The following is an 11,418-nucleotide window of genomic DNA, read 5'->3' on the forward strand; positions in this document are numbered from 1 at the left end:
GGGCAGTGCCGTGATCTCGGGCCGCCACGCGACCCGCAGAACCCGCGTCGACGGCCATGCGACGGCGGTGCTGACGGGTTGCGGCGCGTCCAGGCTCGCGAGGATCTGCGCCGCCTGGCAGCAGGGCAGATGGCCATGTCCCGGATGCGATTTGGACGGGCCGTCGGCCTCGCCCGTCTCGGGGGCGCAGAGAACGTGGACCAGGCTCGCCTCCCGGCCCAGACTTCCGGCGAGGGAGGCGGTGCCGAGGATGGCCTGCAGGGCGAACGCGTAGAGCACGGCCACGGCGATGACCGCGCGGCAAGCGGACCATCCCGGCAAGCACCCACGCATGCCGGTCACCTATGGCCAAGCTTGAGCGGGCGTCAACGCATTCGTGATCAAGCGGATCCCGTATCAGGTGGTCCGGCCGCCGGACACCAGTTTTCGAAGCTGTTCCAAGGCGAGGGGATGGCCGGCATTGAGGTCGAGCGGCCCGGCGAAGCCGCCGTTGCGGTCCATCATGTAGACCATCAGCGTGTGTTCCAGGGTGTAGTCGCCCCCCGGCAGCGGCACCTTCTTCACGAAGGCGCGGTAGTCCCGCGCCACCCGCTCGATCTCCTGCGGCGTGCCGGTCAACCCGGTGATCCGGTCGGTGAACGAGGCCATGTATTCGCGCATCACCTCGGGCGTGTCCCGTTCGGGGTCGAGGGTGATGTAATAGGCCTGGAGATCGCCGCCCTGCGCCCCGAACTCGTCCAGCAGGGTGCCGAGATCGGCGAGCGTCGTCGGGCAGACATTCGGGCATTGGGTGAAGCCGAAGAAGACGAGGAAGGGCTTGCCCTTCAGCGCCTGCGCATCGACCACGCCGCCCTTCGAGGATGCGAGCCGGAACGGCCCGCCGACCACCGACAGGGCGGCCGGCCTGTCTCCCCGTGGCAGGAAGGCGACCGTCGCCCCGACGATGCCGATCAGGGCCAGGGCGAAGGCGATCAGGATCAGGGTGCTCCCCCGCTGCGGGGCGGGGGAGGCCGGCCGGGGTTCAGTGGCCATGGTCGTGGCTCGTGTGATCGTGTCCGGAATGATCCTGGCTCGCGCCCCCGCCGGCCGGCGCCTTGGCGGCGAGGCTCTCGACGGCGAATTCCACCGGGACGGTGCCGGCCCGCTCGAAGGTCAGCGTTCCCTTCACCCGCTCGCCCTGCTTCAGCGGCGTCTTCAGCTCCAGAAACATCAGGTGGTTGCCGCTGGGAGCGAGCGTGACCGTCTTGCCGGGGGCGATCTCCAGCCCGTTGGGGAGGGGCGCCATCTTCATCACATGGCCCTCCATCGACATCGTGTGCAGCTCCCCCCGCCCGGCGGCCTCGAGCGAGCCGCCGGTCAGCCGGTCGGGCTCCGTGCCGGTATTCGTGACCGTGAGGTACCCCCCCGCGACCTTGGCGCCGCCGGGCGTGGCCCGCGACCAGGGATGGCCGATCTTGAGCGGGCCGGCGGTGTAGTCATGGGCCTCGGCCGGGCCCAGGGCGGCGAGGCCGAGGGCGAGCAGGAGGCCGGCGGTCGTGAAAGCGCGATGACGCATGGTCGTGTCTCCGGTCGGAGAGGAGAGGAAACGGGCTGATTGCCCTGGAAGCGGGAGGCAGACCGCCGCGAAGGCGGCGGTCCCTGGCGCGGGGCGGGCCCCGTCAGTGATGCTGGTGGCCGCCGGCCTCGGAGGCGGGGGCCTGCGCGCCGATCGGCGCGACGGTGAAGGTCACCGGCACCGTGCCGGCCCGCTCGAAGGTCAGGCTGCCTGACACGGTGTCGCCCGCCTTCAGTCCCTCCTTCAGGTCGAGGAACATCAGATGGAGGCCGCCGGGCTTGAGCGCCACGCTCGTCCCCGGCGCGATGGCGAGGCCGCCCTCGACGGGTGCCATCTTCATCACCCCGCCCTCCGTCGTCATCGAGTGGATTTCGCCGCGACCGGCTTGGCGGATCGCGGCGCCGGTCAGCCGGTCGGGCTCCGTGCCGGTGTTGCGCAGGGTGACGTAGCCGCCGGCGACGGTCGCGCCCCCGGCGTCGCCCGCAGCCAGGGCCCTTCGATGGCGATCGCTCCGGCCTTGGCGGCGGGGGCGGCGGGAGCCTGTGCCGCCGCCTTGGCGGCGACGATCCGCACCGCCGGGGCCGGGGCCTTCAGCGCCTTCGCGTCCTGGCCCTCGGCCGGGATCTCGCTCCAGCGGTAACCGCCCTCGCTGCAATCCTGCTCGACGGGGAAGTAGATCGTGGCGCCCGGCGCGAAGCTGTCGGAGACGCGGGCGAAGAAGGTGAACTCATCGACCTGATCGTCGGGCAGGCTGCCGCCGCTCCAGGTGATCCGGGTCACGCCCTCCGAGACCTGCCCGTGGAAGGACGGGTAGCTGCGGGCATAGGCGGATTTGACCGTGGCGATCTCCCAACCGGGCTTCGGCATCGGCTTGGCGCCGGTCACGCCCTCGGGGATGGTGACGCTGACGCGGGTGGTCGGCCGGCCGTCGCAGCCATGCATGATCTGGACGACGCCGCGATAGGACGCGTTGGGCGAGGCCTCCTTGCGCTCCAGCACGGCATGGGCCGCGGCGGTGCCGATGACAGCGGGGCCGATCAGGACGAGCGGCAGGGCAGCGCGGGAGAGGGCGCGGGAAACGGGAAAACGCATCTGGGAATATCCGGTGTCTGAGAGCGGGGATCGCTGGAGGAGCGGGCGCGTCAGGCGGCCGGAGGGGCCCTGGCATGGGCCAAAGTGAAGGCAGGCGGGCGGGCGATTCGGCGCTGCGGCGCGAGCCAGGTCGCGTGGGCGGCGGCCTCGGGCCATGCCGGCCCGCTCGCGGAGGGAGGCGGGGGCGCGGCGACCGGGGCATGGCTCGCGGCGGTGCAGCAGCCGGCGTAGTGAGGATCCGGAGCCGGATGCCGGTCCGGGGAGGCGGTCTCGCCCCCGGCCTGAACCCCGATCTGGGCGCACAGGAAGGCCGGTGCATCCGCGACGGGCAGGGCCGCGATGCCGCCGAGCAGGGCCTGAAGCACCAGCGCGTAGAGCGCGATGACGGATGTGAGCGCGCGGGCGAGGCGCGGCGCTCCCTTGTCCCGGTCGCGGCGTGTGGTCGGCATGGCGGGGCGAGCCTTACGCCCGTTCGCATCGCTTCGATAGGGCGCCCGAGGAGCCTGAGGGGCGCCATGCCACCGCACCCGCCGGCTCCCTGAGGCCCAGACCGTCCGGTCTCCGCGAGCGAGGCGTGCGCCGCCACACCCGGGCGCCACAATATGGCCCGGAACGGCATGGCTTCTTAACCACGAGACCGCAACAACCGCGGCACGAGGACTTGGCCGAAACTTGGTTTCGCACCGTGGTTTCCGGCCAAGTCCACCGACCGCACCTTCCATCCAGAGCCCCGGATCGATGCTGCAGACCGCGCGCGCCACCCGCCCCCTCGCCCGTCCCCTCGCCGCCGCCCTGACGGCGGCGACGCTTCTCTCCGGTTCGGCGCTCGCGCGCGATGCCGGCTTCGCCCAGGCCGAGTGGGCGCAGGATTACTCCTCGCCCACCACGATGCAGGTGCACCGCTCCTCGACGCCGATCCTCTCGCCCGAGACCGTGGCGGCCACCGAGGCCATGGTCGAGAAGTATCGCGCCATCGTCGCCCGCGGCGGCTGGCAGCCGGTCTCCGGCGCGGCCGGCCTGCGGGTCGGCTCCCGCGGCCCGGCGGTGGCGGCCCTGCGCCAGCGCCTGATCGTGACGGGTGACCTCGACGCGAATGCCGGCAGCTCCGGCGTCTACGATTCCTATGTCGCGGCCGGCGTGAAGCGCTTCCAGGCCCGCCACGGCCTGTCCCAGACCGGCCAGATGAGCCCGGCGACCCAGGCGGCGATGAACGTCTCGGCCGATATCCGCCTGCGCCAGCTCGAAACCAACGTGATCCGCCTGCGCTCCTACTCGGGCGATCTCGGCCGGCGCTTCGTGATCACCAACATCCCCGCCGCCCTGGTGCAGACGGTGGAGAACGGTCAGGTCGTGACGCTCCACGCTGCCGGCGTCGGCAAGATCGACCGCCAATCGCCGATCATGAACACCAAGGCGACGCAGATCAATTTCAACCCGACTTGGACGGTCCCGGCTTCGATCGTGAAGAAGGACCTGATCCCGAAGATGCAGAAGGACCCGAACTACCTCACGGATAACAAGATCCGCATCCTTTCGGGGGGGCAGGAGATCTCGCCGAAATCTGTGAACTGGTTCTCGGACGAGGGCACCCGCTACACCTATCGCCAGGATTCGGGCGCCGACTTCAACTCGATGGGCGTCGTGCGCATCAACATTCCGAATCCCTACGGCGTGTTCATGCACGACACCAACAGCCGTGGCGTGTTCGGCGACGACTTCCGCTTCATCTCCTCCGGCTGCGTGCGCGTGCAGAACGTGCGCGAATACATCACGTGGCTCCTGAAGGACACGCCCGGCTGGGATCGCGCCCATGTCGAGCAGGCGGTGGAGAGCGGCCAGCGCATCGACGCGACCCTGAGCCAGCCGGTGCCGGTCTACTGGACCTACATCACCGCCTGGGCGACCCCGGACGGCACGGTGCAGTTCCGCGACGACATCTACAAGCGTGACGGCGTGAACGTGCCCTCGACCATCGAGGCGCCGACACCGGTGGCCAGCGCCGCCTCGACCCGGCCGGAGGTGTTCGAGCCGGGCGACGAGGAGAACTGAGACGGGATGCGCTTGATCGGAGCGGTCCCGTCTCAGCAAGCCTGCGCGGCGCCTGAGCGAAGCCCGGATCCGCCATCCCGAAGGGATCAACCGGATTTGGGATGAGACCGCTTCCGCCGGCTCCACCGGGCTGGCGCAGCGACAGGGGAACGACGTGAAAACCCCGGCCGGATCTCAGATCCGGCCGGGGTTTTGTCTTGTCGGATCTCTGAATACCGTATTCAATCGTATCCGTCCGGGGACAGCATTCCTCCCTGCGCCGGGCGGACCGTACAGGCCTGAGAAGCGTCGCCCGAAAAATTTTCGCGATTTTTTTGCGAGCGGGCGGATTGGGCGGATTAAAGCCGCCGACCGGACGTTGACGGTTTATGGTGCTCGATAGAACGCGCTCGAAACGCTCCGAGATCGTCGACCTGCTGGTGCCCTTGCGGCGCTACGCCCGGTCGCTGACGCGGGATTCGCTCAAAGCGGACGACCTCGTCCACGATACCATGGTCCGCGCGCTCGAATCGCGTGCGAGCCTCCGGCCCGATACCAACCTGCGCACCTGGATGATGACGGTGCTGCACAACGTCTTCATTGACGAGCAGCGCCGCAAACGGGTCGAGGCGCGTCACGCCGACGTGCTGGTGCAGCTCTCCGAGGAGGTGGCCCTGCCCGCCCAGGAAGGGCAGGTGCGGCTGATGCAGATCCGGAAGGCCTTCGAGAGCCTGCCGGAAGAGCAGCGCGCCGCGCTCCACCTCGTGACCCTCGAGGGCATGGCCTATGCCGACGCGGCGGCCGTGCTCGGAATCCCGATCGGCACCCTGATGTCGCGGCTCGGTCGCGGCCGAGCCGCCCTGCGCGCCTTCGAGGAAGGAAGCCGCAAGGGCAAAGCCACCGCCGGCTCCTCCGACGACGGCTCCGACCGTGGGCGTCCGCATCTGCGGGTCGTCGGCGGGAATTGATGGACCGGGCTAACCGTTAAGGAAAGCAACACCGGGAAGCGATGAGGCTGGGGCGGTGAGCATGAAGGGCAATCGGAGCGGGGTGATGGTCGATCCGGTCACGGAAGCCGATCTGATCGCGTATGTCGATGGCGAGCTCGACCCGATGCGCCGCGTCGAGGTCGAGGCGCATCTGGCGCGCAATCCGGAGGATGCGCTCCAGGTGATGGCCGACCTGCGTGATCGCGACGCCTTGCGCGAGGCGTTCCTGCCGCTGCCGGGGCCGGGCCCCGAGCGGCTTCGCTCCGACGCGCGGCGGATCGACCGGGCCTTCGCGTGGCAGCGGGTCCGCTCCCGCCTGCGGCGGGCGGCGGCCGTGGTGGTGCTCGTGGGGGCGGGCTGGCTCGCCCATACCGAGACCGGTACCCTCGGCGTGCCCGGTTCCTTCGCCTCGCCGATCGACGCTTCCCTCGCCGAGGAGGCGCAAGAGGCGCGCAAGACCGTGCAGATCCGGGCCCGCGCGACCACCCAGCCCGTGGCGTCCGCCTACGATCCCGCCGATCTCAGGGCGGCCACGGGGGTCACCCTGCCGCCGCTGCCGCAGGGCTGGATCGTCCGGGACGTGCAGATCTTCCCGAGCCGGAACGGGACCGGGATCGAGGTGTCGATTCAATCGGCCGAGATGGGTGAACTCGCCCTCTTCGCCAAGCGCAGCAACGGGACGCCTCCCGCCGAGGGCGCCGAGCCCGTGGCGCGTTCCAGCGACGGCACGACCGCCTATTGGCGCAACGGCAGCACCGCCTACGCCCTGAGCGGCTCCCGGGACGAGCCGGCCCTGCACAGCGCCGCCGCCCGCCTCGCCGCGGCACGGGAGTAAGAGTGCCTCACAAAACTCCCATGCCCGCGCCGGATCTCCCTGGGCACGACGGCGCAGCGGGAGGTTTGTGAGAGACACGGAGCCCCCGTCGACCCCTTCGGGATGGCGGATCCGGGCTTCGCTCGGGCTGAGTGATACGGTGACCGCTTGAATCGAGCGGAAACCGTATCATTCCAGCGTATTGCCTCATCCGGAGTGCCGGAGCGAAGCGGAGCCCTCCTTCGAGGTCGCCGACGCGTCACCTCTGGATGAGCGTGAGATTGCTGGGCGGAGGCCCGCCGGTTACGGCGTGGCCAAAAGCTGAGCCGTCCGGCGCTGGCGCTCCAGGATCTCGCGCAGATGGGCGACCGCGCCCCCCTGCAGGCCGAGGAGTGCCTGCGGATCGGTCTCGCCATCGCGCCGCATCGACACGTAGAACTCGAAGCCGCCGGGCTCCGTCGCCGCGATCCGGTTCAGCACGAACGGGAACAGGCCGAGCCGCGATGCCTCCTCGATCACATCGAGGAACGAGAAGGGCGTGAACACCCAGCAATGGCAATCCGCGTAGGCGCCCGAAGCGAGGGCGTCGCGGGCCTGCGCGTGGGCCAGGGCCAGGGCGGCGTCGCCGCAGAGCCGTGGCGCTCCTGCCGGGTCCTCGCCGGCCCAGACCTTCCCGGGCTCGACCGCCCGTGCCTGATAGGTGTGGGCGATGATCTGGCGCGGGCTCGGGCGGGTATAGCCGAGCAGATCCGCCTCGATCAGCTCGGCGATGTCGCTGACGTTCCGGCCGGCATCGAACATGAAGCGCCGGTCGGGCAGGGACAGGTTGAGCACGCCGCCCGGCCGCAGGACCGCGTGAATGCCGCGAAACCAGCCGAGCAGGTTGGGCACGTATTGCGCGACCTGTGCGGCGATGGCGAAATCCAGGCCGTCGCGTCCGAGCGTCTCCGCGAGCGACCCGGTTCCCGTCCAGGCGCAATCGATCGGTGCGGCTCCGGGCAGGCCGGCCTGGGCCTCGATGGCGTGATCGACATAGGCGACGCTGAGGCCCGCGGGCAGGGCCGTCGGGTTGTTCGCGGGCCCGAACTCGATCCCCCGCGCCTCGGGCAGGGGGATGTCGTGAGTGAGCCGGGCGAGGCGCCGGTCGGCGGAGCGGCGCGCGAGGAACGTGTCCAGCGACAGGGAACCGGAATGCATGCCGCGGACGCCTCACCGCTGGGCCGAAGGATATTCTGCCCTTACCCGCCTCCCCGACCCGAGCGCAATCGGTTGCGCAGGCTCGACCACCGATCGCCGCCGACCCGCAGCCCGAGATTTTGAAAAGACTATTCAGCCATGACAAGGGGCCTTGGCGCCCGGTGCCGACGGCCCGCGGGACGATGCCTGACACGTCAGGCCAGATCGGATGCAGCGGGCTTTCGCGGCACCCGGTCGAGGCCAAAATCCGCCATCTCGACGGGTTACTTGACTGGGACGTAAGGCGGCGCAGGCGCGCCTGCGCTCCCTGGGCGGGGAGCCCGGTTCTATCTGCGCGCCCGAGAGCTCGGGGGGAGGGGAGCGCTTCCGGAAGAGGCGCGGCTCGGGCGCAGATCGTCAGGTGAGGATTGCCCGCTCCCGGCCCTGAGGCTACTGCTTCGCTTGTTGCAGCGCGGCGAGGGGCGGGATTGGGAGGCTTGGCAATCCGGCGCCGACGTCATGCGAAGGGGGTGAAAAGTCCTGACGTATTCGATGCCGTTCCCAGTGAACGGTCTCGGATCATCGACGCACAGGCTGCGGGTTCAATCTTGGATAGCCTGCTCTTCGTTTCTGCATCGCCGCTCCGGCCGAGCCCGGTCATTCGTGGAAAGACGGCATTCTTTCTTGCGAAGGGCCTGATCGATGTCTCGCCCGGGCGCGGGGGTTCGGGCTGAGACGCATCATTCGCCGGAGATCGTTTCGAGGGTCTCCGCTCAATTCGCACGCGAGGTTGCTGACATTGTTCAAGCGCAGCTTGCAAATGCTCTCGAGCCGGGTCGGGTTCAAGAAGAGTCCGCGCCAACCGGGCCTGCGGGCGTCCGGCGGCGTTCCGGGCGAGGGCGGGAGCTTCGATCCGGACTTCTACCTTCGATACTACCCCGATCTCGCCGTCCTGGGGGATGACCGCAAGGTTCTCAGGCAGCATTATCTCAAACACGGCAAGGGCGAGGGCCGCTTTCCGAGCGCCGACGCGCTGGTCGCGGCGCTGGAGGGGGAAGGCGGTCGCCTGCCCAAGGACTTCATCGCCGAGCATTACCGGGCGCTCTACGAAGACCTCGCCGGCATGGCCGAACCCTGGGAGCTCGCCGAGCATTATTTGCGCTTCGGCCGCTGGGAGGGGCGCGCCTACCGGGCCGAGCTGTCGGCCTACGAGCTGGAATACGAGCGCATGGTGGCCCGCGAGGCCGAGGCGGGCCGGCGCTCCGCCGCGCCTCCCGCCGAAAGCTTCGCGCATCTCCTGGCCGCCGCGCGGGTTCTGCCGGGGGCGTGGCTCGACCAGTTCGTGCTGCATGAATTCGTACTGCTGAACGAGGCTTGGCTGCCGCGTCCGCCCGTCTCGCGGATGGAAGGATTGATGGCCTTCCTGACGGCGGGGGTCGATCGTCTCGCGCCGATCTCCCTGCGCCTGCGCTTCGACCCCAGCTTCTACCGCTCGAACAACCCGAACGCTCCCGCCGGCACCAGCGATGCCGAGCTGTACCGCCACTGGCTCGGCAGGGGCATCGGCAGGGGCGAGCCGGGCTCCGAAGCCGCGGCCCTGGGCCGTCTCCTCGGGGACGAGCGCTTCCCCGACACCTTCGACGAGGCGACCTACCGGTCGCTGCTGCCCGAAGGCGTCGCTCCGCCGCCGCAGGGGCGGCTGAACGCCCTGCGGCACTTCCTGGACATTGGCTTCCATCTCTGGGAGTTCGAAGCGGTGCGGCAGGCCTGCTCGCCCCAGCTCCTCGAGCGGATCGGTGAGTACTATCTCGGCCAGGGACACGGCGTCGCCGCCAAGGAGGCCTTCGACCGGGCGCTCAAGGCCGGCCTCGCATCCGGCCGCATCCATCATCGCCTCGGCGACGCGCTGCGCATGCTCAGCCGCACCAAGGACGCGACGCGCGCCTTCGCCCAGGCGGCGGACAGGCCGGGCGCGGTGGCATGGAGCCACATCCACGCCATCGACGGCCTGCTCGCCCAGCCGAACGGCGTGGCCGAGGCCCTCGACCGGGTCCGGCGCTCGGCTCGGGAATGGCATGCCAATCCGCATTGGCGCGCTGCGGCGCACCGCACCATTGAGGCGGTCTTCGCCCTGGCCAGCGAGGAGGCGCGGGCCTCCTACGCCGCCGGCCGCCGGAGCGAGGGGGACGAGCGCCTCACCGCCTGCCTCGACGAGATCACCGGCCTGATCGACGCGGTCGATCCGTTGCCGGCGCCGCTTCCGGCACCGGCCAACGGGCATATCGTCATCGTCGCCAACCGCGACCTGCCGCAATGCGACCATTACCGCGTCGTCCAGAAGATCCAGCAGCTCGAGCATGGCGGCTGGACGGTGGAGGTCTTCAAGCAGGACGAGGCAGCCTATTGCCGGCCGGCCCTCGACCGGGCCTCGGCGGCGATCTTCTACCGCGTGGCGGCCTTCCCCGGCGTGCTGCACGCAATCCTCTACGCCCGCGCCCTCGGCCTGCCGACGATCTACGAGATCGACGACATGGTCTTCGATGCGAGCGTGTTCCCGGATCCGCTGGAGAGCTTCGAGGGGCAGATCACCGCGAAGCAATATGTCGACCTGCAATACGGCGTGCCGCTGTTCCGCTACGCCATGCGCGCCTGCGAGACCGGTCTCGCCTCCACGCCGGCGCTCGCCGAGCGGATGCGTCCGCTCGTCCGCTCGGGCGTGTGCCACGTCCTGCGCAACAGCCTCGACGCGCGCAACCTCCCGTTCCTGAAGCGGGCCCGCCAGCCCTTCTCGGACACCTCCCTGACGATCTTCTACGGATCGGGGACGCGGGCGCATAACCAGGATTTCAACGATCTCGCCGCCCCCGCCCTCCTCGCCATGATGGCGCGCCACCCGCAGATCCGGCTGGTGATCGCAGGCTATCTGCGCCTCGGCGACGGGTTCAGTCCGTATGCGCACCGGGTGCGGCAGCTCGGCTTCACCGACGACGTGTCGGCCTATTGGGAGGCCCTGTCCGGCGCCGACATCAACCTCGCCGTCCTCTCGCCCGGGCCCTTCGCGGATGCCAAGAGCGAGATCAAGTGGCTGGAGGCCGCCATGTGCGGCATCCCCTCGGTCGTCAGCGCGACCCGCACCTATCGCGAGATCCTCACCGACCGGCAGGACGCCCTGCTGGCCGAGACGGTGCAGGACTGGACGAAGGCGCTCTCGGCGCTGATCACCGATCCCGAATTGCGCCGGACGATCGGCCGGCAGGCGCGGGAGAAGGCGCTGACGGCCTACGGGCTCGATGCGGCGGTCGATGTCCTCAAGGGCGTGCTGGCCCCTCCGCCGCTGCCCCTGACCGGCCGGGCGCTCGATGCCCGGACATCGTCCGCCGAGGCCTGGGCCGACCTGTCGTCGGAGGCGGGGCAGGCGCCGCTCCCGGCCGCGGTCATCCGCTCCGGCGCCCGCCGGGACGGGAAGGCGCGCATCCTCGTGGTGAACGTCTATTTCCCGCCCCAGACGGTGGGAGGCGCCACCCGGGTCGTGCGCGACAACATCGACCATATCCTCGACCACGCCGCCGACCGGTTCGACCTCGCGGTGGCGGCCTCCGACATCGATGTCGAGCCGCCCTACCAGACCCGCATCGACGCCTATCGCGGCATCCCCGTCTTCCGCATCGCCACCCCCCGCGAGCGGAACATGGACTGGCGCCCGTTCAACCCGAACATGCGCCCGGAATTCGAGGCTCTGCTCGACCGCTTCGAGCCCGACCTCG

9 protein-coding genes and 1 pseudogene are annotated in these 11,418 nt (G+C 70.0%); 4 read left to right on the top strand and 6 right to left on the bottom strand.

Annotated elements, in window-relative coordinates; translation table 11 throughout:
* The 5 genes and pseudogenes from MZTS_RS17260 to MZTS_RS17280 form a co-directional block, all read right to left on the bottom strand.
* Positions 1–285 (bottom strand): hypothetical protein (locus MZTS_RS17260; RefSeq protein WP_343068785.1); only part of this gene is annotated, 285 nt, incomplete at its 3' end.
* Between the two features lie 111 nt (positions 286–396).
* The gene (locus MZTS_RS17265; RefSeq protein ID WP_192284765.1) at positions 397–1,032 is read right to left on the bottom strand and encodes an SCO family protein; all 636 of its coding nucleotides are present in this window, start codon (positions 1,030–1,032) and stop codon (positions 397–399) included.
* Positions 1,022–1,555: a copper chaperone PCu(A)C gene (locus tag MZTS_RS17270; RefSeq protein WP_192284766.1), complete on the bottom strand. Its 534-nt coding sequence runs from the start codon at positions 1,553–1,555 to the stop codon at positions 1,022–1,024. The genes MZTS_RS17265 and MZTS_RS17270 overlap by 11 nt, the downstream gene beginning before the upstream one ends.
* A gap of 103 nt (positions 1,556–1,658) precedes the next feature.
* Positions 1,659–2,647, bottom strand: a pseudogene (locus tag MZTS_RS17275) (DUF1775 domain-containing protein).
* A gap of 50 nt (positions 2,648–2,697) precedes the next feature.
* Positions 2,698–3,096, bottom strand: a complete 399-nt coding sequence (locus tag MZTS_RS17280) for a hypothetical protein (RefSeq protein WP_192284767.1) — start codon at positions 3,094–3,096, stop codon at positions 2,698–2,700.
* Positions 3,097–3,385: 289 nt separating this feature from the next.
* Here MZTS_RS17280 and MZTS_RS17285 point away from each other — a divergent pair, with 289 nt between their 5' ends.
* The 3 genes from MZTS_RS17285 to MZTS_RS17295 all read left to right on the top strand — a co-directional run bounded on the left by MZTS_RS17285 (position 3,386) and on the right by MZTS_RS17295 (position 6,499).
* Positions 3,386–4,696 (top strand): L,D-transpeptidase family protein, encoded by a 1,311-nt coding sequence (locus MZTS_RS17285; protein WP_192284768.1) that lies wholly within the window; start codon positions 3,386–3,388, stop codon positions 4,694–4,696.
* A 368-nt stretch (positions 4,697–5,064) separates the two neighbouring features.
* Positions 5,065–5,643, top strand: coding sequence for a sigma-70 family RNA polymerase sigma factor (locus MZTS_RS17290; protein WP_009866839.1), 579 nt, complete (start codon positions 5,065–5,067; stop codon positions 5,641–5,643).
* 85 nt (positions 5,644–5,728) lie between these two features.
* Positions 5,729–6,499: an anti-sigma factor family protein gene (locus MZTS_RS17295; protein WP_192284769.1), complete on the top strand. Its 771-nt coding sequence runs from the start codon at positions 5,729–5,731 to the stop codon at positions 6,497–6,499.
* Between the two features lie 282 nt (positions 6,500–6,781).
* Here the strand turns inward: MZTS_RS17295 and MZTS_RS17300 are convergent, their stop codons facing one another.
* Entirely contained in the window at positions 6,782–7,675 is an 894-nt protein-coding gene (locus MZTS_RS17300; RefSeq protein WP_192284770.1) for a class I SAM-dependent methyltransferase, read from the bottom strand.
* A gap of 799 nt (positions 7,676–8,474) precedes the next feature.
* Between MZTS_RS17300 and MZTS_RS17305 the strand changes: the two genes are divergently transcribed.
* The coding region (locus MZTS_RS17305) for a glycosyltransferase family protein (protein WP_192284771.1) at positions 8,475–11,418 on the top strand (2,944 nt) is incomplete at its 3' end.

It is taken from the genome of Methylorubrum zatmanii, assembly GCF_014845115.1.
In the GTDB taxonomy this organism is placed as follows: Bacteria; Pseudomonadota; Alphaproteobacteria; order Rhizobiales; family Beijerinckiaceae; genus Methylobacterium; species Methylobacterium zatmanii.

What these genes read in the sequence shown, in the direction of transcription:
- MZTS_RS17300 (WP_192284770.1), bottom strand. Translation starts at nt 7,675, where the DNA reads ATGCATTCCGGTTCCCTGTCGCTGGACACGTTCCTCGCGCGCCGCTCC.
- MZTS_RS17290 (WP_009866839.1), top strand. Translation starts at nt 5,065, where the DNA reads ATGGTGCTCGATAGAACGCGCTCGAAACGCTCCGAGATCGTCGACCTG.
- MZTS_RS17295 (WP_192284769.1), top strand. Translation starts at nt 5,729, where the DNA reads ATGGTCGATCCGGTCACGGAAGCCGATCTGATCGCGTATGTCGATGGC.
- MZTS_RS17265 (WP_192284765.1), bottom strand. Translation starts at nt 1,032, where the DNA reads ATGGCCACTGAACCCCGGCCGGCCTCCCCCGCCCCGCAGCGGGGGAGC.
- MZTS_RS17285 (WP_192284768.1), top strand. Translation starts at nt 3,386, where the DNA reads ATGCTGCAGACCGCGCGCGCCACCCGCCCCCTCGCCCGTCCCCTCGCC.
- MZTS_RS17280 (WP_192284767.1), bottom strand. Translation starts at nt 3,096, where the DNA reads ATGCCGACCACACGCCGCGACCGGGACAAGGGAGCGCCGCGCCTCGCC.
- MZTS_RS17270 (WP_192284766.1), bottom strand. Translation starts at nt 1,555, where the DNA reads ATGCGTCATCGCGCTTTCACGACCGCCGGCCTCCTGCTCGCCCTCGGC.